Source organism: Rhodococcus sp. AZ1, from assembly GCF_054979605.1.
Map to the genome: position 1 here is coordinate 208,879 of NZ_JBUEQF010000004.1, position 22,292 is coordinate 231,170.

The following is a 22,292-nucleotide window of genomic DNA, read 5'->3' on the forward strand; positions in this document are numbered from 1 at the left end:
GTCTCGTAACGCCGATTCGTACGCTATGGTCATTCGCATGGCCGACAGCACCGTCCCCGCACGATCACGAAACCGGCGACGCGTGCGCTCGGCAGCTGCGCTCGGCGCACTCGCGGCGACCTTCTCCGTCGTCACCCCCACTACCGCTGTGGCCGAACCCATTCCGTACAACTTCATCAACTTCACCCGTGTGTACACCCTCGGCGTGAACAACGACTTCCGGTGCGCCGGGAAGGTCAGCGGCGTTCTGCTGTTCGGCACCCGGCAGGATCGCGGTGTGACGCCTCTGAGCGTGCTGTTCGAGCCGTTCTTCGGTGGAACGTGCACCGTCATCGCAGTTCTGAACTGGCGCAACCTCGACACGGGCGCGAGCGGACGGGTGGAGAAGAATCTGACAACCACCGTGCTCCCCTTCCCTCGCTCCCCCATCACCAACGGCAACGACCTTCTCATCGACACCGGCCCCGGGCGTACCGAATACGCCTGGAGCACAACGTCGTTGCACTTCGCCGAAGGCCCGGCCACCGTGGCCGTGGTCCCCTGATCGGATAGCCCGGGGCGCCGGGTAGCCGGACCTGTCCAACCTCGACACCAACACCGGCAGAACGACACCAACACCGGCAGAACTCAGTTCCCGTAGACCACCACGTCGGCCGACATCGTGGCCGGCCCCCCGACGGAAGTGAAGGTTCCCTGATGAGCAACTCGCCGACTCGATCGACGACCCGGCTGCGACTGGCTGCAGCCACAGCTGCGGGAGTCATCGGACTCTCCCTGGCTGCGCCGGGCATAGCGATGGCGCAGCCGCTGCCCGGATCGTCCGTTTATAACCAGATCGGGCAATCGATCGCCCTCGGCCGCGGCAACAGTTTCCTGTGCGGCGGCTTCTTCGCTGGAGGAGTCACCGAGACCGTGCCACCGGGCCCCTCCGGCATCGCCGCGTTCAGTGTCGGATTCACCCCGTACTTCGACGGAACCTGCTCAGTCGACACGATCGTCAACTGGCGCAACCTCGACACAGGCGCCTCGGGCACTGCGAACAGATCCATCACCACCACGAAGAGAACCCCGCCGTTCCCCGCATCACTGTTCACCGGGCCGACCGTCGACACGCCCGACAACGACATCGCTCTGGCGACCGGGCCGGGCCGAGTCTCCTTCACCGTGTCCACCACATCGCTGCACGTCCCGATGAAACCCGGGATCTACCAGGTTCGGTAACGCTCGGAGCGCTCACCCGGCCAGCAGGGCGACCTCGCGATCGGTCAGGACCGTCTCGGGTATGCGACCCGATTTCTTGACCAGGGTCACGGCCTGGAACAGGGGACGTTCGCGCAGGAGCGCATCGCGCGCGTCCGAACGTAGCTGTGCGATCAACACCGAGGCGACGGCAGCGGCAGGCGCCAATGCCGCAGCGGACAGGGCGTCGGCGAGCGACCGCATGCCCAGTACGGGCAACTCGCGTCCACCGTCGTCGGTGTACAGCGCCAGGGCGACGGTGACGATCTGCTCACCGTCGCCCACCCGGAGCAGAACCTGGCTGAGTTTGCCTGCCCGCACCACGATCTCCACGGTGACGACCTGGGCGAAGTCCAGTCTCGTGGTGCGCAGACGTCCCCGATGGGTGACAACGGTTCCATCGATCACGATGTGGCGCCGCGCGGTGGTGACCACCAGGAACAGCGACGGCACGATCACCGCCGCAGCAACCACGAGAGCCACCAGGTTCGGCGCGAACAACGCCGTGATCAACCCGAGCACCGTCCCCACCCCGATCAGTGCCGCGCCCACCGCCCGCAGCCGCGGCAACACCAGGTCCCGGGGGATCAGATCCAGGTCGACAGTCCGGACAGGATCGTCGTCAGCGGCCAAGAATCGCCTCGATTCGCGACGGCACGTCGGCGACTGCGACGGACTCCTGATCGCCTGTTGCCATGTTCTTCACGCCCATGACGCCGTCCTCGATATCCCGATCGCCCAGAACCACAGCCACCCGAGCGCCCGAGCGATCTGCCGACTTCATCGCGCCCTTGACCCCGCGGTCACCGTAGGAGACGTCCACCCGCACCCCCGCACCACGCAACGTTGCCGCCAGCACCGCCAGGTCCTTCTTCGCCGCCGAACCGAGGGGCACACAGAACACATCGCACCGCGAGGCGTCCACCGGCGGGGCGCCTTCGGCGGCCAGTGCCAACACGGTCCGATCCACTCCGAGACCGAACCCGATCCCCGAGAGCGCTTGCCCACCGAGTCTTTCCATCAACCCGTCGTAGCGGCCGCCGCCGCCGATTCCCGACTGCGCACCGAGCCCGTCGTGGACGAACTCGAAGGTGGTCTTGGTGTAGTAGTCGAGTCCGCGAACCATGCGGGGATTGACCTGGTACGCAACACCGAGAGCGTCCAGATGCGCGAGCACCGTCTCGAAGTGCTCACGAGACTCCGCGGACAGGTGATCGATCATCAGCGGTGCCCTGGCGGTCATCTCGCGCACGTGGGGACGCTTGTCGTCGAGCACGCGCAGCGGGTTGATCTCCGCGCGGCGCCGGGTGTCCTCGTCGAGATCGAGATCGAACAGGAACTGCTGCAACAACTCTCGGTACTGTGGGCGGCACGTCGAGTCACCGAGGGAGGTGATCTCGAGGCGAAACCCGGACAGACCGAGCGAGCGGAAGCCCGCATCGGCGACCGCGATGACCTCCGCGTCGAGCGCAGGGTCGTCGACACCGATCGCCTCGACCCCCACCTGCTGGAGCTGCCGGTACCGGCCGGCCTGCGGACGCTCGTAGCGGAAGAACGGCCCGTCGTAGCAGAGCTTGACCGGAAGGGCTCCCCGGTCCAGCCCGTGCTCGATCACCGCGCGCACCACCCCGGCCGTACCCTCCGGACGCAGCGTCACACTGCGATCGCCCCGATCGGCGAAGGAATACATCTCCTTGCTGACCACGTCCGTGGACTCACCGACTCCACGCGCGTAGAGAGCGGTGTCCTCGAACACCGGCAACTCCACGTGCCCGTACCCGGCCAGACGGGCAGCGCGGATCAACCCGTCCCGCACGGCGACGAACGTGGCCGAGTCGGGCGGGAGGTAGTCCGGCACACCTTTGGGCGCTGAGAACGAGGTCGACACGGTGCTCCTGACTGTCCGGGGGGTCTTCTCGGGCCGGTGGTTCCCCGTGCTGGGCGCCGGGACCGGTTGTGGAACCGATCAGCCGGGTGCGCCCACGAGGAAGGGGTTCGAGCGTCGCTCGGCGCCGATGGTGGTGCCGGGGCCGTGCCCCGGAAGCACCACCACGTCGTCGCCGAGCGGCAGCAGGGCCGACGCGATCGACGCGAGCAACTGCTCGTGGTCGCCACCGGGCAGGTCGGTACGCCCGATCGACCCCGCGAAAAGGGTATCGCCTGCGAACACCACCGATCCCACCCCGCTGCCGGCATCGACCTCGATCCGGAACACCACGGACCCCGGGGTGTGACCCGGGGTGTGCGCAACGGCGATGTCGATTCCCGCGATTGCGAGAGCATCGCCGTCGACCAACTCGATCACCCGTGCCGGCTCGACGAAGGTGCGGCCGGTGATGAACTGCGCGAGCTGCGGCCCGATGGCCGCCGCCGGGTCGGTGAGCATGTAGCGATCACCGTCGTGGACGTAGAGCGGAACACCGAACCTGTCGGCCACCGGCTGCGCATCCCACATGTGATCGAGGTGGCCGTGGGTGAGCAGAACCGCCGCCGGTGTGAGAGATTTCGAGTCCAGGAGGGTCAGTAGGGGCTCGACAGCGTCCTGGCCGGGGTCGATGACCACACACTCGGACGCACCGTCGCGCGCGACCACGTAGCAGTTGGTGGCGAACATCCCAGCGGGGAACCCGGTGACGAGCACGATCTCGACTCCTCTCGACGAGGTGACCGGCACACCGACCACCGGAAGGTAGACCCAGAGCTTATGCGGGCGCGGTCAATCCCGATCGGTTGCCTCTCAGGTACGCCTGGCACACTTTCTCCAGTTCACCAGAAGGCCCGAACGAAAGAGGACCGCCGCAGTGCCCAGCAACGAACAGCGACGTGAGGCCGCCAAGCGCAAGCTCGAGCGCCAACTCGAGAACCGCGCCGCTCGAGCCCGTCGCCGCAAGCAACTCACCATCGCCGCTGCGGTCGTCGGCGTGATCGCCCTGGTGGGGGGCATAACCTTCGCGGTCGTCAGGAACAGCGACGACTCCTCACCCGCGTCCGCTGCCGGGTCCACCAGCTCCGCGCCGCTCAAACCTCAGACCGCGGGCACCCTCCCCGCCGGGCGCTCGGCGCCCCTGCCGGACACCGTGAACTGCTCGTACTCCCCGATCGGTACCGCCGCCAAGCCCAACAACCCTCCCAAGTCCGAGGGCATCCCGACCACGTCGTCGGTGGTGGGGGTCACCATCGCCACCAACCAGGGCCCGATCGGACTCTCGCTCGACGCCACCAAGGCGCCGTGCACGGTCAACAGCTTCGCCTCGCTGACCGGACAGGGCTATTACGACAACACCATCTGCCACCGGATCACCACTGCCGAGTCGCTGAAGGTACTCCAGTGCGGCGATCCCACGGGTTCCGGCAGCGGCGGCCCCGGCTACGCGTACGCCAACGAGTTCCCCACCGATCAGTACTCACCGACCGACCCCGCGATCGAGCAGCCGGTTCCATACGTGCGCGGCACGGTGGCGATGGCCAACGCAGGTCCGAACACCAACGGGAGCCAGTTCTTCCTCGTCTTCGGTGACTCGCAGTTGCCGCCGAACTACACGATCTTCGGCACCGTCGATCCGACGGGTCTGGCCACCCTCGACAAGATCGCCGCCGCAGGCGTGGCCGGCGGTGGACAGGACGGCGCGCCCGCTCTCGCCACGACCATCGAAACCGCCCAACTGGATCTCTAGACCGGGTACCGACGGACCTCGGTGCGCTGTCAGGCCGCCGAGGTCAGTCGGTACACGTCGTAGACACCCTCGACGTTGCGCACCACGTTCAGCACGTGGCCGAGGTGCTTCGGATCGCCCATCTCGAAGGTGAACTTGCTGATGGCCACCCGATCACCGGAGGTGGTCACCGACGCGGACAGGATGTTGACCTTCTCGTCGGCAAGGGCCTTGGTGACGTCGGAGAGCAGGCGGTGCCGATCGAGCGCCTCGATCTGGATCGCCACCAGGAACACCGACGACGGCGACGGCGCCCACTCCACGTCGATCAGGCGCTCGGACTGCGTGTGGAGGGACTCGGCGTTGGTGCAGTCGGTTCGGTGCACACTCACCGACCCGCCGCGGGTGACGAATCCCAGGATCTCGTCGCCCGGCATCGGAGTACAGCACTTGGCCAGTTTGGCCACCACACCCTCGGCCCCGGCGACCAACACACCCGCGTCGCCGACCCGACGGGGCCGCATGGGGATCGTCGACGGAGTCGACCGCTCGGCCAGCTCCTCCTCGACGTCACCGACCCCACCCAGATGAGCCACGAGTCGCTGCACGACATGCTGTGCCGAAACCTGATTCTCCCCCACCGCCGTGTAGAGGGCGGTGACGTCGACGTAGTGGAGTTCGTGCGCGATCGCCGACATCGATTCGCCGTTGAGCAAACGCTGCAACGGAAGTCCACCCCGGCGAACTTCCTTCGCGATGGCATCCTTGCCGGCCTCGAGCGCCTCCTCGCGACGCTCCTTGGCGAACCACTGCCTGATCTTCGTCTTCGCCCGAGGCGATGCGACGAAACTCTGCCAGTCACGGCTCGGACCCGCATTGGGCGCCTTCGAGGTGAAGACCTCGACCACCTCGCCGTTGTCGAGCTTGCGTTCGAGAGCCACCAGACGACCGTTGACCCGCGCACCGATGCAGCGATGGCCCACCTCGGTGTGGACTGCGTACGCGAAATCCACCGGGCACGACCCTGCGGGCAGGGTCACCACATCACCCTTGGGGGTGAAGACGAAGATCTCCTTGACCGCAAGGTCGTAGCGGAGCGACTCGAGGAACTCACCCGGATCGGCGGCCTCGCGTTGCCAGTCGAGTAGTTGCCGCATCCAGGCCATGTCGTCGAGTTCGGCGGAGTCGCCGCGCGCAGCGTTCTTTCCGCGCATCTCCTTGTAGCGCCAGTGTGCCGCGATGCCGAACTCCGCGGTGCGGTGCATCTCCCGGGTACGGATCTGGACCTCGAGCGGCTTACCTTCCGGCCCGACCACCGTGGTGTGCAGCGACTGGTAGACCCCGTAGCGGGGCTGGGCGATGTAGTCCTTGAACCGGCCCGCCATCGGTTGCCACAGTGAGTGCACCACACCCACCGCGGCGTAGCAGTCACGGATCTCCTCGCACAGGATCCGGACGCCGACAAGGTCGTGAATGTCGTCGAAGTCGCGGCCCTTGACGATCATCTTCTGATAGATCGACCAGTAGTGCTTGGGGCGACCTTCGACCGCCGCGTCGATTCGCGACGCCGTCAGCGTCTGCTTGATCTCGCTGCGTACCTTCGCCAGGTACGTATCGCGCGACGGTGCTCTATCGGCGACCAACCGCACGATCTCGTCGTACTTCTTCGGGTGCATGATCGCGAAGGCGAGGTCCTCGAGCTCCCACTTCACCGTCGCCATCCCGAGGCGATGAGCGAGCGGCGCGATCACTTCCAGTGTCTCCTGCGCCTTGCGGACCTGCTTCTCCGGCGGCAGGAAACGCATGGTTCGCATGTTGTGCAGGCGGTCGGCGACCTTGATCACCAGCACACGCGGATCACGGGCCATCGCGATGATCATCTTGCGGATGGTCTCGCCCTCGGCAGCAGTACCGAGGACCACCTTGTCGAGTTTGGTCACCCCGTCGACCAGGTGGGCCACCTCGTCACCGAACTCCTCGGTGAGCTGCGCCAACGAGTACCCGGTGTCCTCGACCGTGTCGTGCAGCAGGGCCGCGACGAGTGTGGTGGTGTCCATCCCCAGTTCCGCCAGGATGTTCGCGACCGCGAGAGGGTGGGTGATGTAGGGATCGCCGGACTTGCGCATCTGATTCGAGTGACGCTCGTCGGCGACATCGTAGGCGCGCTGCAACAGCGACAGATCGGCCTTCGGGTAGACCTCCCGATGCGTCCCGGCCAGCGGCTCGAGCACCGGCCGTACCGCCCCGTGCCGGGTGGTGGTCATGCGCCGGGCCAGTCGGGCGCGCACGCGGCGGGAGGCGGAGTAGGTGGTGCTCGGGGTCGTGGGCGACGCGGCTGTGGGCACGGTTTCGGTGGGCGACGCGGCTGTGGGCACGGTGTCGGTGGGCGACGTGGCGGTGGATGATGTGGCGGTGGGCACGGTGTCGGCGGACCCGGTGGCCGAATTGGACCCGGCCGACGTGGACGGGGACGCGGAAGTTCCGGACTCCACCGAGGTTCCGGTCGAGTCCTTGCCGATGTATCGAGTCACCTCGTCACCTCCTGCCACCGAGAATGCGCTGCCGGATCATGATCTACGGCGTCTGTCGCACCGCCGATGCTAGTCCTCAGACGGCCGCGAGCGCGGTGAGGCGGTCCGTGGGCCACCGACCGCGCCCGCCGAGCGCCTCGATCTCGAGCATCACCGCCCCGGCGACGACCACCGCGCCGCAGCGCGAGAGCAGACGCGCCGCTGCCTCCAGTGTGCCCCCGGTGGCCAGAACATCGTCGACCACCAGCACACGACGGCCGGTCAGATCGAGACCGTCCGCGGGAATCTCGATGGTGGCCTCGCCGTACTCGAGTGCGTAGTGCTCGGCGAGAACCGGCGGTGGAAGCTTGCCCGCCTTGCGCACCGGTAGAACCCCGGTTCCCAACTCCAGCGCCAGAGCTCCACCGAGGAGGAATCCGCGAGCATCGACCCCGGCCACCAGATCGACGTCGTCGACCCCGTGTGCCATGGCGTCGACCACCGTGCGCAGCGCTCGAGCGTCGGCGAAGACCGGGGACAGATCGGCGAATCGGACCCCCGGCGACGGGAAATCGTCGACCCAACGCGTAAGTCGATCGATGACGGCCACTGCGCTGGACTCGGTCATTCCACCAGCGACCAGCGGTCCATGTTCCAGCCCGTTCCCGCTGACGTCACGTTCGGCACCACCGAGGCCATCCCGCCCGCCGTCGCGACCAAGCGAGGCACGTTGAACAGCGGCAGCGTCGGCAGGTCGGTCCACATCAGGCTCTCCGCCTCCACACCCGGACCCAGGAGGGTGCCATCGGCGGAGTCGACGGCCAACTGGTCGACGATCGCATCGACCCGCGGATTGGAGTAGCGCCCGAGATTGGTTCCCTGCCCGGTACGGAAGGCGTAGCGGGCCGCGACCGCGACGTCGGAGCCGCTGAGTCCGGGCCGGGCGGCGGTCGAGGTGAGAACAGCATCGACCGCCGTTCCCAACGATGTCGGAGCAAAATCCGGCGCCGCGGCGTCCACCACGGTGATCCCGGCCGGAGCACAGGCCGATGCGATTGCGGCGACGACCTTCGCGCGTCGGTCGTTGGGACCGAGGTAACCGATTCGCACCGTCACCGGTCTTGCCCCGACGCCCGCCGTTGCGGCGGGAACATCCGGGGTGCGGTAACGACCGGCACCCGGCCCGGCCAGCGCGGAGTACGCAAGTGTGCCCGGAAGGCCGAACCGGCTGTCCACGACGCCGGCACCGCGCCCGGCCACCGCGTCGTAGCCGGGATGACCGAGATCGGCGTACAGGGCATCGCGTGGCACACAGGAGGCGAACCCGCGCCGCACCGCAGGATCGGCGAAGGTGCCGGTTGTGGCGAACACCAGTTGCTCGATACCCCAGCCGGGAACGGTTCGGCCGGAGAAGCCGTCCGGCGGCGCACTCCCACCATCGCCGTCGACCACCTGGACATCCCCGGCCCCGGCCCGCGCCGCAACGTCGGTTCCGTTGGGCCAGATCACGATTCGACGAGTCTCGGGCGGGCGCCCCCACCATCGATCGTTGGCCACCAGCACCAGCCCCTGATTGGCCGAGTACGACTGGACTCGGTAGGGGCCGGACGAGACGAAGGTCGCCTGATCGAGATCTCCGGGAGAGATGTTCCAGCCGGTGTTCCACACATCACCCAGGCGCGGGAGTACGGCCGGATCCGCGGCGACGATCGCGCCGACCACATCGGGAAGGCCGGCGGCGCGCGCCGCCACGTGAGCGGGCATCATCTCCGTGGCGGAGAAGAGCGCGCGCCAGTTCGTGTAGGCCCGATCGGGGCGAAATCGCACAAGGGCGTTCTTCGAGCCCGGCGCGCAGTCGATGCCGTCGATGTCGGAGTAGCCGGCGGTGTCGGCGGCATCGAACACCGGGGTGCCGTCCGGCCGGATGAACCGGCCGCTGCGAGCCGCCCACGCCAGCACCAGGTCGTCGCAGGACATCGCGGTACCGTCCGACCAGATGGCTGCGTCGGCGAACCGGTAGGCGACCGTGAGAACGGGCCCCGGCGCGAGGGTGGCGGTGCCGACATCGGTGTCCGAGAGCGGATTGCCGTCGGGTCCGAGGTAGCTGAAGCCGGTGAGTACCCGCGAGAACGCCTGCTGCGCGGCGGAACTCGCCCCAGCCCTCGTACCCGCGTTGTAGGTGGTGATCACGTTGTCGACGGCGTAGCCCACCGTCGCGACGCGACTACCCGACGAGCAGGAGGTGACGCCGGCCACCAGAAGTGTCAGTGCCGCCAGCGCCACCAGGACGCGCCGGGGGGGCTTCGGTGCGGTCACCCGGTCACCTCGACCGCTTGCTGCGCTTCCCGCTGGGTCGTCCGCCGGGACGCGGCGGAGCGGAAGCCCGCCGTGTGCTCACCGATGCTGGCGAATCGCCGACGCCGGCGGGCGCAGTGGCTGCCCGGCCGGCGAGCTCACGCCGTGCCAGGACCTTCTTGGTGTGCGCGGCCACCGGACCCCATCGCTCCTTGAGCGTGACCACCAACGGGGTGGCGAAGAAGATCGACGAGTAGGCACCGACGATGATGCCCACCAGCTGAACCAGCGCGAGATCCTTGAGCGTGCCCACCCCGAGCAACCACACGGCGATGACCATCAAGGATGCAACCGGGAGAACGGAGATCAACGTCGTGTTGATCGATCGCATCAGCGTCTGGTTGATCGCCAGGTTGGCCTGCTCGGCGTACGTACGACGGGTGAGGTTGAGAACACCGCGAGTGTTCTCCTCGACCTTGTCGAAGACAACGACGGAGTCGTAGAGCGAGAAGCCGAGGATGGTGAGCAGGCCGATCACGGTTGCCGGGGTCACCTCGAAACCCACCAGCGAGTAGATCCCCGCGGTGACCAGGATGTCGAAGAACAGGGCGGCGATGCCCGAGATGGCCATGTCCCGCTCGTAGCGGATGGCGATGTAGATCGACACCAGGACCAGGAACACCGCCAGGGCGATCAGCGCCTTGTCCGTGATCTGACTTCCCCAGGTTTCGCTCACGTCCGTGAAGGTGACGGCGTCCGGTGTGGCGACACCGCTCGAGTTGACCGGCTTGAACGCCTCGAACAGGGCGCTCTGCAGTCGAGCGGCATCGGCGGGATCGAGGGCAACGGATCGAATCTGCACCGTCGCTCCGGCGCCGCTACCGACGGTCTGCACGGCCACCGAATCGCGGCCGAGGGTGGCGCTGTAGATCTCCTGGACTCGCTCGGTGGTGACGTTGGCGGCGGCCGGGAACTGCACCCGGGTCCCACCCTCGAAGTCGATGCCGAGGGTGAAGCCGCGCAGCAGAATCGAGCCCAACGCAATGGCCACGATCGCAGCGGTGACGGCGAACCACAGCCGACGGCGACCGATGATCTCGAAGGCGCCCGTTCCGGTGTAGAGACGGCTGATCCAGCTCTTGGATGCCTCTCCGACCGCTGGAGCGAGGGACGGTGCGTCGGTGTCGCTGGTCATCGCTCAGAGTTCCTTGCGCGTGGAGGTGGAGGTCGAGGCAGCAGCAGCGCCGACCGCGGACCGGGCTGCTCGCTTGCGCTCACGGGCGATGTCTGCAACCGCGCCGAGGCCGTTGACGCCGGGACGTGACCAGAACTCGGTGCGGGAGGCGAGGTTGATCAGCGGCCAGGTGATGAGCACGACCACCACCACGTCGAGCAGCGTGGACAGGCCGAGGGTGAACGCGAAACCACGCACCTGCCCGACGGCGAGGGCGTAGAGCACACCGGCAGCGATGAACGAGACCGCGTTGCCCGAGAGGATCGTCCGGCGCGCTCGCGTCCACCCGCGCGGCACAGCGGACCGGAAACTGCGCCCCTCACGCATCTCGTCCTTGATGCGTTCGAAGAACACCACGAACGAATCCGCCGTCATGCCGATACCGATGATCAGGCCGGCGATGCCGGCCAGGTCGAGCGTGAAGTCGATCCACCGTCCGAGCAGGACGAGAATCCCGTAGATGGCCACCAGGGACAGCGCCAGCGAGAGCGCCGTGAGAATACCGAGCAGTCGGTAATAGACGAGGCAGTACACCAACACCAGTACGAACCCGACCACGCCCGCAATCAAGCCGGCCCGCAGCGACGCCAGACCCAGGGTGGCCGAGACCGTTTCCGCCTCGGACGAGGCGAACGAGAGCGGAAGTGACCCGTACTTGAGGGTGTTGGCCAGCTCCTTCGCGCTCTGGGCGGTGAAGTTGCCGGTGATCTGAGTGGCGCTCCCGGCCGGTGTTGCGCCCTGGATCACCGGGGCGCTCACCACCTTGGTGTCGAGGGTGAACGCGGCCTGCTTGCCGATGCTCGATGACGTGAAGGACGCCCACGTGTCACTGGCCGCGGACTCGAACGTCAACGACACCACGTTGCGCGACTGCTGCTGGTCGAACTGTGACGACGCGTCGGCGATCTGCTGGCCGTCGATGATCGACTTGTCCAGCACGTACACCGCCGTCCGATCGTCCGAGCAGGCCACCAGCGGCAGGTTCGGATCGTCGTTGCCCTGGAGCGGGTCGGGTGCGTTGCAGTCCAGCGTGGCCATGGCCTGCTGCTGGGTGGCGGGGTCGGTGCTCTGTCGCAGCGCCTTGGCCGCTGCGATGGCCTCTGCCGTCTCCGCCGCTGTCGACTGCGGCGCGGCGGAAGGCGCCGGGGCGGGCGTGGTGGCCGCCGGGGCGGGCGTGGTGGCCGCCGGGGCGGGCGGTGGCGCCGGCGTGACTGGGGGGGTTCCCACCGGATCCTGCGCCGGGAACGGCCGGTTCTGCGGCGCCGGGGCGGCAGGTGTCGGGGCGGGAGCGGCGGGCGCCGGGGTGGGAGCGGCGGGCGCCGGGGTGGGAGCGGCGGGCGCCGGGGTGGCCGGCGGAGCTGCCGCGGACCCCGGTGCCTGGGTACTCAGGACGGGCCGAATGTACAGCCGTGCGGTCTGGCCGAGGGTTCGCGCTTGTGAGCTGTCGTCACCAGGAACCGTGATCACCAGGTTCGTGCCGTCGATCAGCACCTCCGATCCCGACACACCGAGACCGTTCACGCGGGTCTCGATGATCTGCTGGGCCTGGCGCAGGCTGTCCTGGCTGGGGGCGCTCCCGTCCGGGGTCCGAGCGGTCAACGTCACGCGGGTCCCGCCCTGCAGGTCGATCCCCAACTTCGGCGTCGGCGATCTGTCACCGGTCAGAAACACCAGGGCATAGATCACCGCGACGATCACGCCGAAGAATGCCAGAGCGCGCACTGGGTACGTCGATCCACGAGAGGGTGCCACGGTTGTCGAATTCTCCTCGATGAGACGTCGGCTCGGGTGAGCGGCAGTGATTACGGCGCGGGGTTCGGCGCGCGGGCGCACACGAAGGCCGCCCGCGACCTGACGACCGTACTCCGGTGGGATGTACGGCCGACAGGACGGTGTACCCGAGCAGAGCCCTCCTGCGCTACGGCGCGGGGAGGTCAGTCCTTGGTGAGCCGGGGCGTCGCGTCGTCGACCGGGCGTTGCGCCTCGTCCGTGATGTCGGCGCCGTCGCTCTCGTCGGTGTCGTCCGCGTCGTCGCTGTCGTCGGCGTCGTCGGAGATGATCTCCCGGATGGCGGCGCGCGACCACCGGGTGACGATGCCCTCCGAGATCTCGAGGTCGACCGTGCCCTCGTCGACAGCCTCGACGGTGCCGTACAAGCCCGACGTGGTCAGCACCTGATCGCCGACCTGAACGGAGTCCTGGAGCAGCGCCACCTTCTCCATCTCACGCTTCTGACGGCGGATCCCGAGGAACATCGGGATCAGCAGGGCGGCGATGAGCAGAAGAAAGAGCAGTTCCATACGGCTTCAGTCCTAGACGATCGAAGTGGTGGGCGGGCGTGATGGTGCCACCAGTGTGCCACTCTCCCCGGCGTCGACGGACACGGTCAGTGCTCGAAGAGCGTGGATTGCTCGTCGCCGACCCGCCGGGACGGCTCGCTCGCGCGTACCGATATGCCGCCGACACTCAGGTCGGCGGGAGGAGTGAGGCCCAGGCGGCTCCATGCGGCGCGGGTGGCGACCCGGCCGCGAGGAGTGCGCGCCACCAGACCCGCACGCACCAGGAACGGCTCGCACACCTCCTCCACCGTCGCCGGTTCCTCACCGACCGCGACCGCCAGCGTGGACACCCCCACCGGCCCGCCACCGAAGCTGCGGACGAGCGCCCCGAGCACTGCGCGGTCGAGACGGTCCAACCCGATCTCGTCGACGTCGTAGACCTCGAGCGCAGCGCGTGCCACCGCCACGGTGACCGCGCCGTCGGCTCGCACGTCGGCGAAGTCGCGCACCCGACGCAGAAGCCGGTTGGCGATTCGCGGCGTTCCCCGTGAACGGCCCGCGATCTCGGCTGCGGCATCGGAGGCGATCCGCACGCCGAGAATGCCCGCCGAGCGCGCAATGATCCGTTCGAGCTCGGCGGACTCGTAGAAGTCCATGTGCGCGGTGAACCCGAAGCGGTCGCGCAGCGGCCCGGTCAGGGCACCGGACCGCGTGGTGGCGCCGACCAGGGTGAACGGCGCCACGTCGAGCGGAATCGACGTGGCACCCGGCCCCTTTCCGACCACCACGTCGACCCGGAAGTCCTCCATCGCCAGGTACAGCATTTCTTCGGCGGGACGCGCGATGCGATGAATCTCGTCGATGAAGAGCACGTCACCCTCGACCAGGTTGCTCAGCATCGCGGCGAGGTCACCGGCTCGCTCGAGCGCTGGACCGGACGTCAGGCGCAGCGCTGTGCCGAGCTCGGCGGCGATGATCATGGCCATCGAGGTCTTTCCCAGCCCCGGGGGCCCGGACAGCAGGATGTGATCGGGCGTGCCACCGCGCATCTTGGCCCCGCCGAGAACCAGTTCGAGCTGCTCGCGCACCTTTGCCTGGCCGATGAACTCACCGAGCGAGCGCGGTCGTAGGCCCGAATCGAGGTCGGCATCCTCGGGGACCAGGGACGCGGTGAGCGGCGCACCGTCGGCAACAGTGCCGTCAGCGGGGCTGTCGGTGTCGTGGCCGTCGTGGTCGTCGTGGTCGTCGGTGTCGCGGCCCCAGCCGTTCATCGGGACCGACCCAGTCGGGCGAGAGCCGCGCGGAGCGTCTGGGAGGTGCCCACCTCCGGGTTCTCCGCAAGGACCGCGTCGACGCTCTCGGCGGCAGCCTTCTCGGTGAACCCGAGGCCGACGAGCGCCTCGGTCACCTGATCGCGGACCGAGGACGGTGTCGCGGTGGCCCCCGCGGCGACTGCGACGGCGGACGGCCCGGCGAACGCCGACACCTTGTCCTTGAGTTCGACGACCAGTCGCTCGGCGCCACGCTTGCCGATGCCGGGGACACGCGTCAGGGCGGCCAGGTCGCCCCCGGCCAGGGCCGTGCAGAGCGCATCCGGTTCGAGGACTGCCAGCACGGCCATCGCCAGTCGCGGGCCGACGCCGGTCACCGTCTGCAACAGGACGAACAACTCGCGCGATCGCGTGTCGACGAAGCCGTAGAGCGTCATCGAGTCCTCACGCACGATCATCGTGGTGGACAGCCGCGCCTGCGTACCCCGATGCAACGTCGACAGGGTGCTCGGGGTGGCGTTGACGCGGTAGCCGAGGCCGGCGGCTTCGATCACGACGTGGTCGAGCGCGACGTCGATCACCTCACCGCGAATGGACGCGATCATGTGCGCGCTCCCGCCCGCCGCTGCGCGGCCACCTTCTCCTCGTATCTCTTCTGGTTGATCGCGGCCTGCGCCCTGGCCCGAGCCATCCGCTCGAGCATGGGCGCCCGCCAGCAGTGGCAGATGGCCAGCGCCAGGGCGTCGGCTGCGTCGGCGGGAGTGGGCGCCTGCTGCAAGCCGAGAATACGAGTGACCATTGCGGTGACCTGCGCCTTGTCGGCAGTGCCGTTGCCGGTGACCGCGGCCTTGACCTCACTGGGCGTGTGGAATGCCACCGCGACGCCGCGACGCGCCGCGGCGAGAGCTACGACGGCGCCCGCCTGCGCAGTTCCCATGGCCGTGCGGACGTTGTGTTGGGAGAACACCCGCTCGACGGCAACCACCGACGGTGCGTGGGTGTCGAGCCAGTGTTCGGCGGCCTCGGAGATCGCCAGCAGGCGCTGGGCCAGCTCCATGTCGGCCGGTGTACGCACCACATCGACGTCGAGCGCGGTCACGCTCCGACCGGAACCACCGTCGACGATGCTGAAACCGCATCGAGTGAGGCCGGGATCGACACCCATCACGCGCACACGAGCTCCCATCGCCGGACCTACGAACAGTTGTTCGACAGCATAGGTGGCCCTCGCCGGGACCCCGATCCGACGCGCCGGAGGACCGTCGAGCTAGGGCGAGACCCAGTCGGGTCTCAGTCGCCGTCGAGGTCGGCGAGACTCAGTCGCCGTCGAGCTCGGCGAGACTCAGTCGCCGTCGAGCTCGGCGAGACTCAGTCGCCGTCGAGCTCGGCGAGAACCTCGTCCGAGACGTCGACGTTGGAGTACACGTTCTGCACGTCGTCGCTGTCCTCGAGGGCATCGATCAGCTTGAACACCTTGCGCGCACAGTCGGCGTCCACCGGGACGGTGACCGACGCCTGGAAACTCGCCTCGGCGGAGTCGTAGTCGATACCCGCCTGCTGCAACGCGGTTCGCACGGCCACCAGGTCGGTCGGCTCGCTGACCACCTCGAACTTCTCACCGAGGTCGGTCACCTCTTCGGCGCCGGCGTCGAGAACCGCGGTCAACACGTCGTCCTCGGCCAGGCCGTTCTTGTCCAGAGTCACAACGCCCTTGCGGGAGAACAGGTATGCCACCGAACCCGGATCGGCCATGTTGCCGCCGTTGCGGGTCATGGCCACCCGCACCTCACCGGCGGCGCGGTTGCGGTTGTCGGTCAGGCATTCGATCAACACGGCGACGCCGCCGGGGCCGTAGCCCTCGTACATGATCGTCTGCCAATCGGCGCCGCCCGCTTCCTCGCCGGCGCCGCGCTTGCGCGCACGCTCGATGTTGTCGTTGGGCACCGACGTCTTCTTGGCCTTCTGGATCGCGTCGAACAACGTCGGATTCCCGGCCGGATCGCCGCCGCCGGTTCGTGCTGCGACCTCGATGTTCTTGATCAGCTTGGCGAACGACTTGCCGCGTCGGGCGTCGATGACGGCCTTCTTGTGCTTCGTGGTCGCCCACTTGGAATGGCCGCTCATCGCTGCCTGGCCCCTTTCGGCTGGAACGTCGGTCTCGTCATGCTACCCGCGGGATCTATCGGTGAGCTCGCACCATCTCGGCGAACAGGGCGTGGATTCTGCGATCGCCCGTGACCTCGGGGTGGAAGGAGGTGGCGAGCACACTGCCCTGCCGTACGGCCACGACGCGCCCGGCGGCCGGTCCGTTCGGGACGGTGGCGAGAACGTCCGCATCGGGTCCGACCCTCTCCACCCACGGTGCACGGATGAACACCGCGCGCACCGGCCCACCGGGCTCGCGGTCGCTGACCTGCGCCATGTCGAGATCGGTCTCGAACGAGTCCACCTGGCGGCCGAAGGCGTTGCGGCGCACGGTGATATCGATCGCACCCAGTGCGACGGCATCGTCGGTGGTATCGATGATCTCGCGCGCCGCCAGAATCATTCCGGCGCACGAGCCGTACAGCGGAAGCCCGTCGGCGAGACGGGCACGCAGAGGCTCGAGAAGGTCGAACGTTCTCAGGAGTTTGCTCATGGTGGTCGACTCCCCGCCGGGCAGCACCAGACCGTCGACACCGGCGAGTTCGCCCGGCCTGCGCACGGTGACGGCGTCGCAACCCGCCGCGGCCAGTGCCTGCAGGTGCTCACGCACGTCGCCCTGAAGGGCGAGGACCCCGACGGTGGGTCGAGCGGTCACGTGGTCTTCTCGAAGCCCGGGGTGATCTGCTCTCCGCGCGCGATGCGCATCAGGCCCTCCTGGGTCACCGCGGCGATCATGTTGCCCGAGACGTCGAAGATGCGTCCCTGGGTCAGGGCCCGCCCGAACTCCGCGGACGGCGAGGTCTGGTCGTAGAGCATCCACCGATCCGCCCGGAACGGGCGCAGGAACCACAGTGCGTGGTCCAACGAGGCGGTCTGGGTGGCGACATGCGGGTGGGGCACCTTGGCCGATCCGAGAAGCGTGAGATCGGACATGTAGGCCAACGCGCAGATATGCAGAAGCGGGCTGTCCGGGAGCGGATCACGGTAGCGAATCCACACCCTCTGCTGCGCCGCGAGCGAGGGAACTCGCTGGTACCGATCCGCGGGCACGCGCCGCACATCCCACTGCGCCCACTCACGATGCATGAGCGACTGCTCCGCCTCGGGTAGGTCCGCCTGATCGGGCAGGTCCTCCGGCGCCGGAACCGTCGGCATCAGATCCTGGTGCTCGACACCGGAATCCTCGACGTGGAACGACGCGGACATGGTGAAGATCGCCTTGCCGTCCTGCACACCGGTGACGCGGCGCGTGGTGAACGATCGACCGTCCCGAATTCGGTCGACGAGAAAGATCGTCGGCTCGACGGGGTTGCCCGGACGCAGGAAGTATCCGTGCAGGGAGTGCACCCGACGATCCGGATCGACCGTGCGCGACGCCGAGACCAGCGCCTGACCGGCGACCTGACCGCCGAAGGTGCGTACCAGGCCGCTCGGGATCGGCTTACCTCGATAGATGTCGTTCTCGATGCGCTCGAGCTCGAGGATCTCTTCGATCCCGGCCATGATCACCCCTTTTCGTCGACGGTCAGGCTAGCAACCACCGACGGCGGCGCAGGCGCTCGGAGCCAGGCCCGATCACCAGCCGCGCTCGGCGAGCCGATGCGGCTGCGGGATCTCCTCGACGTTGATTCCGACCATCGCCTCGCCCAACCCACGCGAGACCGACGCCAACACATCCGGATCGTCGAAGAAGGTGGTGGCCTTGACGATGGCGGCTGCGCGCTGCTCCGGGTTGCCGGACTTGAAGATCCCCGACCCGACGAACACACCGTCGGCGCCGAGCTGCATCATCATCGCCGCGTCGGCGGGCGTTGCGATGCCGCCGGCGGTGAACAGGGTGACCGGCAGCCTGCCCAGGCGCGCGACCTCGGCGACGAGCTCGTACGGAGCCTGCAGTTCCTTCGCCGCGACGTAGAGCTCGTCGGGTGGGAGCGAGGTGAGCGAACGGATCTCGTCGCGGATTGTGCGCATGTGGGTGGTCGCGTTGGAGACGTCGCCCGTGCCGGCCTCGCCCTTCGACCGGATCATGGCCGCGCCCTCGGTGATGCGACGCAGCGCCTCCCCCAGCCCGGTGGCCCCGCACACGAACGGCACGGTGAACTTCCACTTGTCGATGTGGTGGGAGTAGTCCGCCGGGGTGAGAACCTCGGACTCGTCGATGTAGTCGACGCCCAGGCTCTGCAGGATCTGTGCCTCGACGAAGTGCCCGATCCGAGCCTTGGCCATCACCGGGATCGACACTGCCTCGATGATGCCGTCAATCATGTCGGGATCGGACATGCGTGAGACGCCACCCTGGGCACGGATGTCGGCGGGCACGCGCTCGAGAGCCATCACGGCGACGGCACCGGACTGCTCGGCGATCTTGGCCTGCTCGACGGTGACGACGTCCATGATGACGCCTCCCTTGAGCATCTCCGCCATGCCTCGCTTGACGCGGGCGGTACCCGTTCCGGGGGGCGTGGTGGTCTCGGGGTCCTGCAGCGTGGTCACGGTCACTCCTGATGGCTCGACTGGACTGGACTTACGAACGACGACATTAGTCGTGGTCACAGCGTATTTCGATAACCAGTCGAGCCCGACTGGACTGTCAGCGAATGGTCCGAACCTCCGGGTCGGTGCCGAGCGCCACCACCGTGTCGGCCTCGTCGAGCAGTTCCGCCATGCCGTACGGGTACACCGTCTCCCCCGATGCCACCAGCGCCCTGATGTCCTCGACGCTGCACCACTGGTGGTCGGTGATCGTGCGCTGCTCTTGTTCGTCGCGCCCGGACGAGTCCGGCTCGAAATCGGCGCACCGTGCGGCGAAGAACAACTCCTCCGACCGGATCACCACACCGTCGAAGGGGAAGGTGGCCACCCGACGCCACATCGGCCCTCGCAGGGACTCCGGATCGATCTCGTGGCCGGTCTCCTCGCGCACCTCGCGAACAGCGGCCTCACGCAGCGACTCCCCCGACTCCACACCGCCACCGAGGGTGAACCAGAAATGCACGTCGGGTCGCGCCGGATCGTGACCTCGAAGCAGCAGGACGCGTCCGCGGGTGTCGAGCAGAACCACCCGCGCCGAGGTGCGAATCGCGGCGATGTCGCCGAGCGCGTCCGCAGCGGAGCGCTCCGAGATCTCGAAGTACGTCGGCAGCGGCGCCGTTCCACCGAGCCGCAACCACCGCACCGGACGACGTGAGCGCAGGGCGAGAGTGTCACGGACGGCATCGTTGTGGAAGCGCCGCGCGATCATCACCCGCGCCTCGGCATCGGCGAGTTCGGAGACCGTCTGCGGATCGAGCAGGCTCAGATCCACCCCGGACAGTGCCACGGTGAGGGCGTTCTCGGCGGCCTCACGTCCCGACCGATCCGACCGCTCGGCGCGATCGGCCAGCGTGGCCAGGGCTCGACCGGCTGGGCCGAGTGCCACGGCGACGCTGCGGGAAACCACCGCACGCCGTGCCAGTGCGGCCTCGAGCGACTGCCAGGCCTGGTCGTATCGCACGTGCAGCCGATCGAGTCGCGTCGCGGTCCCGTACGCCCAGAATCCGATGGCGATGGCCGCAACGACCACCAGCGCGCCGATCAACACGACCTGAACCGACACGGTCATCAGTCTTCTACCTGCACTTTCTTACCCCCGACGGTGACCGCCTCGTACACCCGAACAATCTGCTCGGCCACCACCGGCCAATCGTATTCGCCCACCACACGCGTGGCATGGGCAACGAGCGATGCCCGAATGCCGTCGTCGGCGAGCACCTCGACCAGAGCCCGCCCGAGTGCCTCCCCGTCGCCGACGGGCACCAGCCGACCTGCCTCACCGTCGCGGAGTACCCGCCGAAAGGCGTCGAGGTCGCTGGCCACCACCGCGGTCCCGGCCGACATCGCCTCCACCAGCACGATCCCGAAACTCTCACCGCCGGTGTTGGGTGCGCAGTACACGTCGGCACTGCGCATGGCCGACGCCTTCTCCTCGTCGTCGACCTGGCCGAGGAACCGCAGGTGCCCCGCGTGCTCGCCGACCCTCTCGCGCAGAGCCTCCTCATCGCCCCTGCCCACGATCAGAACCTCGACGTCGGGGAACTTCTCGATGAGCATCGGTAGAGCCTCGACGAGGGTGTCCATTCCCTTGCGCGGCTCGTCGTACCTCCCCAGGAAGAGCACCGTGCGGCCCTCACGCGGATAGCCGGGCAGGTACGGTGCCGACGCGAACGCGTCGACATGAACACCGTTGGGGATCTCGACGGCATTGGATCCGAGCGCTTCCATCTGCCAGCGGCGAGCGAGCTCGGACACCGCGATGCGACCGTTGATCTTCTCGTGATAGGGCCGCAGCACGCCCTGAAACGTGCTCAGCACCAACGACTTCGTGGTGGCGGCGTGGAACGTCGCCACGATGGGCCCCTCGGCGATCTTCAGGGCGTACATCGACAACGACGGGGCGTTGGGTTCGTGGATGTGCAGCACGTCGAAGTCGTTGGTGTCGATCCACGTCTTGATGCGGCTGTAGGTGATGGGCCCGAACGCCAAGCGAGCCACCGATCCGTTGTAGGGGATGCTCAGAGCACGACCGGTCGAGACCACGAAGTCCGGCAGCGCCGTCTCCTCGGACGCCGGTGCCAGCACACTGACGCGGTGACCCCGTTCGATGAGCACGCTGGCCAGTTCGGTGACGTGGGCCTGAACACCGCCCGGCACGTCGAACGAGTACGGGCACACCATCCCGATCTTCACGCGATCTCCGCTCTCATGCTTCGCCCAGCCGGTCCTTGCGGGCCTGCGACAGGTCGTCCCACCACAGCGGTTGCATCATGTGCCAATCCGCGGGAAAGCGCGCGATGTTGGCAGCGAAGCGATCGGCGAGGGCCTGCGTCGCGCCCTGCACACCCACGCTCACATCGAGCGGGGGCTCGACCTCGAAACCCCACCCGGTGCCGTGGAACCAGCAGTGCACCGGCAGCAGAGGCGCGCCGGTGTCGATGGCCAGCCGCGCCGGCCCCGCGGGCATACGCGTCGGCTCCCCGAAGAAGGTGACGGGAACGCCGTGCCGCGCGAGGTCGCGCTCACCCAGCAGGCAGACGACGCGATTGGCCGCAAGAGCCGCCGTCAGAGCGTCGAAGGGCGGTTGCTCACCACCGGAGAGCGGGTGGATGACGAACCCGAGACTCTCGCGATACGCCACGAAACGCTGATACAGCGACTCCGGCTTCAGCCGCTCGGCCACCGTGGTGAGCCCGCCGTAGCGGTGGACCGCCCAGACTCCGGCCATGTCCCAGTTGCCACTGTGCGGCAGAGCGAGAACCACACCGCGACCGGCCGCGAGGGCACGGTCGATGTGCTCGCGGCCCACGATGGACGCATCGAGCGAAGCCGCGAGAGCTGCCAGATCCATCGACGGAAGTCGGAACGCCTCACGCCAGTAGCGCGCGTAGGAGCGCAGACTCTCCGCGATCAGGCCGTCGGGGACCTGCTCGGGCGGAACCGACAGAACACGGGAGAGGTTACGGCGCAGCTGAATCGGACCGCCTGCACGCCGTGCCACCATGTTCGCGCCGGCGTCGAAGAGCGTGACCGCCACTCGCTCGGGCATCATCCGGACCAGCTTCCAGCCCGCGGCGTACCCGAACCCCCCCAGCTGTTCGGACAGGCTCACGCTGCTCCGTCGGTACCGGGCG

The 22,292-nt window shown here is 68.0% G+C and carries 22 protein-coding genes; 3 read left to right on the plus strand and 19 right to left on the minus strand.

The features are described 5' to 3' along the window. Positions 1-37: 37 nt before the first annotated feature. Positions 38-544 (plus strand): hypothetical protein, encoded by a 507-nt coding sequence (locus tag ACY48E_RS07015; RefSeq protein ID WP_462871418.1) that lies wholly within the window; start codon positions 38-40, stop codon positions 542-544. Positions 545-696: 152 nt separating this feature from the next. Continuing rightward, complete coding sequence (locus tag ACY48E_RS07020; RefSeq protein ID WP_462871419.1) at positions 697-1,221, plus strand: hypothetical protein; 525 nt, start codon at positions 697-699, stop codon at positions 1,219-1,221. 12 nt (positions 1,222-1,233) lie between these two features. Here the strand turns inward: ACY48E_RS07020 and ACY48E_RS07025 are convergent, their stop codons facing one another. The 3 genes from ACY48E_RS07025 to ACY48E_RS07035 form a co-directional block, all read right to left on the minus strand. After that, on the minus strand, positions 1,234-1,872 hold the full coding sequence (locus ACY48E_RS07025; RefSeq protein ID WP_462871420.1) for a hypothetical protein: 639 nt from the start codon (positions 1,870-1,872) through the stop codon (positions 1,234-1,236). Continuing rightward, positions 1,862-3,127, minus strand: coding sequence for a histidine--tRNA ligase (gene hisS / locus ACY48E_RS07030; protein ID WP_462871421.1), 1,266 nt, complete (start codon positions 3,125-3,127; stop codon positions 1,862-1,864). Before hisS ends, ACY48E_RS07025 begins: the two co-directional genes overlap by 11 nt. A 78-nt stretch (positions 3,128-3,205) precedes the next feature. Next, on the minus strand, positions 3,206-3,880 hold the full coding sequence (locus tag ACY48E_RS07035) for an MBL fold metallo-hydrolase (RefSeq protein ID WP_462871534.1): 675 nt from the start codon (positions 3,878-3,880) through the stop codon (positions 3,206-3,208). Between the two features lie 160 nt (positions 3,881-4,040). Here ACY48E_RS07035 and ACY48E_RS07040 point away from each other — a divergent pair, with 160 nt between their 5' ends. Beyond that, positions 4,041-4,913, plus strand: a complete 873-nt coding sequence (locus tag ACY48E_RS07040) for a peptidylprolyl isomerase (protein WP_462871422.1) — start codon at positions 4,041-4,043, stop codon at positions 4,911-4,913. A 29-nt stretch (positions 4,914-4,942) separates the two neighbouring features. On the opposite strand, the gene ACY48E_RS07045 is transcribed toward ACY48E_RS07040, so the two are convergent. From ACY48E_RS07045 to ACY48E_RS07120, 16 genes are all read right to left on the minus strand, one after another. Next, a complete protein-coding gene (locus tag ACY48E_RS07045; RefSeq protein WP_462871535.1) occupies positions 4,943-7,267 on the minus strand; it encodes a RelA/SpoT family protein in 2,325 nt (774 codons plus the stop codon). Positions 7,268-7,499: 232 nt separating this feature from the next. After that, positions 7,500-8,030, minus strand: a complete 531-nt coding sequence (locus ACY48E_RS07050) for an adenine phosphoribosyltransferase (protein ID WP_462871423.1) — start codon at positions 8,028-8,030, stop codon at positions 7,500-7,502. Further along, positions 8,027-9,718 carry an ABC transporter substrate-binding protein gene (locus ACY48E_RS07055; protein ID WP_462871424.1) on the minus strand — a complete coding sequence of 564 codons (1,692 nt, stop codon included), beginning with the start codon at positions 9,716-9,718 and terminating at the stop codon, positions 8,027-8,029. The genes ACY48E_RS07050 and ACY48E_RS07055 overlap by 4 nt, the downstream gene beginning before the upstream one ends. Positions 9,719-9,722: 4 nt before the next feature. Further along, positions 9,723-10,892, minus strand: a complete 1,170-nt coding sequence (gene secF / locus ACY48E_RS07060) for a protein translocase subunit SecF (RefSeq protein ID WP_462871425.1) — start codon at positions 10,890-10,892, stop codon at positions 9,723-9,725. A 3-nt stretch (positions 10,893-10,895) separates the two neighbouring features. Then, positions 10,896-12,683: a protein translocase subunit SecD gene (gene secD, locus ACY48E_RS07065; RefSeq protein WP_462871426.1), complete on the minus strand. Its 1,788-nt coding sequence runs from the start codon at positions 12,681-12,683 to the stop codon at positions 10,896-10,898. Between the two features lie 182 nt (positions 12,684-12,865). Next, positions 12,866-13,231 (minus strand): preprotein translocase subunit YajC, encoded by a 366-nt coding sequence (yajC, locus tag ACY48E_RS07070; RefSeq protein ID WP_462871427.1) that lies wholly within the window; start codon positions 13,229-13,231, stop codon positions 12,866-12,868. An 86-nt stretch (positions 13,232-13,317) separates the two neighbouring features. Next, entirely contained in the window at positions 13,318-14,481 is a 1,164-nt protein-coding gene (ruvB, locus tag ACY48E_RS07075; RefSeq protein WP_462871428.1) for a Holliday junction branch migration DNA helicase RuvB, read from the minus strand. Beyond that, the gene (ruvA, locus tag ACY48E_RS07080) at positions 14,478-15,086 is read right to left on the minus strand and encodes a Holliday junction branch migration protein RuvA (RefSeq protein WP_462871429.1); all 609 of its coding nucleotides are present in this window, start codon (positions 15,084-15,086) and stop codon (positions 14,478-14,480) included. Before ruvA ends, ruvB begins: the two co-directional genes overlap by 4 nt. After that, a complete protein-coding gene (gene ruvC / locus ACY48E_RS07085) occupies positions 15,083-15,655 on the minus strand; it encodes a crossover junction endodeoxyribonuclease RuvC (RefSeq protein ID WP_462871536.1) in 573 nt (190 codons plus the stop codon). The genes ruvA and ruvC overlap by 4 nt, the downstream gene beginning before the upstream one ends. 194 nt (positions 15,656-15,849) lie before the next feature. Next, positions 15,850-16,605, minus strand: a complete 756-nt coding sequence (locus tag ACY48E_RS07090) for a YebC/PmpR family DNA-binding transcriptional regulator (RefSeq protein ID WP_462871430.1) — start codon at positions 16,603-16,605, stop codon at positions 15,850-15,852. A gap of 55 nt (positions 16,606-16,660) precedes the next feature. Continuing rightward, positions 16,661-17,281, minus strand: a complete 621-nt coding sequence (gene pdxT, locus ACY48E_RS07095) for a pyridoxal 5'-phosphate synthase glutaminase subunit PdxT (protein WP_462871431.1) — start codon at positions 17,279-17,281, stop codon at positions 16,661-16,663. Continuing rightward, on the minus strand, positions 17,278-18,129 hold the full coding sequence (locus ACY48E_RS07100) for an acyl-CoA thioesterase (RefSeq protein WP_462871432.1): 852 nt from the start codon (positions 18,127-18,129) through the stop codon (positions 17,278-17,280). Before ACY48E_RS07100 ends, pdxT begins: the two co-directional genes overlap by 4 nt. Before the next feature lie 72 nt (positions 18,130-18,201). Then, the gene (gene pdxS, locus ACY48E_RS07105) at positions 18,202-19,110 is read right to left on the minus strand and encodes a pyridoxal 5'-phosphate synthase lyase subunit PdxS (protein WP_462871537.1); all 909 of its coding nucleotides are present in this window, start codon (positions 19,108-19,110) and stop codon (positions 18,202-18,204) included. Between the two features lie 106 nt (positions 19,111-19,216). Beyond that, on the minus strand, positions 19,217-20,227 hold the full coding sequence (locus ACY48E_RS07110) for an NUDIX hydrolase (protein ID WP_462871433.1): 1,011 nt from the start codon (positions 20,225-20,227) through the stop codon (positions 19,217-19,219). Further along, positions 20,227-21,351, minus strand: coding sequence for a glycosyltransferase family 4 protein (locus ACY48E_RS07115; RefSeq protein WP_462871434.1), 1,125 nt, complete (start codon positions 21,349-21,351; stop codon positions 20,227-20,229). The genes ACY48E_RS07110 and ACY48E_RS07115 overlap by 1 nt, the downstream gene beginning before the upstream one ends. 13 nt (positions 21,352-21,364) lie before the next feature. Next, positions 21,365-22,270, minus strand: coding sequence for a phosphatidylinositol mannoside acyltransferase (locus ACY48E_RS07120; RefSeq protein WP_462871435.1), 906 nt, complete (start codon positions 22,268-22,270; stop codon positions 21,365-21,367). Positions 22,271-22,292: the final 22 nt, after the last annotated feature.

Coding starts and splice junctions, on each gene's coding strand:
- ACY48E_RS07015 (WP_462871418.1), top strand. CDS start 38: ATGGCCGACAGCACCGTCCCCGCACGATCACGAAACCGGCGACGCGTG.
- ACY48E_RS07020 (WP_462871419.1), top strand. CDS start 697: ATGAGCAACTCGCCGACTCGATCGACGACCCGGCTGCGACTGGCTGCA.
- ACY48E_RS07050 (WP_462871423.1), bottom strand. CDS start 8,030: ATGACCGAGTCCAGCGCAGTGGCCGTCATCGATCGACTTACGCGTTGG.
- secF (WP_462871425.1), bottom strand. CDS start 10,892: ATGACCAGCGACACCGACGCACCGTCCCTCGCTCCAGCGGTCGGAGAG.
- yajC (WP_462871427.1), bottom strand. CDS start 13,231: ATGGAACTGCTCTTTCTTCTGCTCATCGCCGCCCTGCTGATCCCGATG.
- ruvB (WP_462871428.1), bottom strand. CDS start 14,481: ATGAACGGCTGGGGCCGCGACACCGACGACCACGACGACCACGACGGC.
- ruvA (WP_462871429.1), bottom strand. CDS start 15,086: ATGATCGCGTCCATTCGCGGTGAGGTGATCGACGTCGCGCTCGACCAC.
- ACY48E_RS07090 (WP_462871430.1), bottom strand. CDS start 16,605: ATGAGCGGCCATTCCAAGTGGGCGACCACGAAGCACAAGAAGGCCGTC.
- ACY48E_RS07100 (WP_462871432.1), bottom strand. CDS start 18,129: ATGGCCGGGATCGAAGAGATCCTCGAGCTCGAGCGCATCGAGAACGAC.
- ACY48E_RS07110 (WP_462871433.1), bottom strand. CDS start 20,227: ATGACCGTGTCGGTTCAGGTCGTGTTGATCGGCGCGCTGGTGGTCGTT.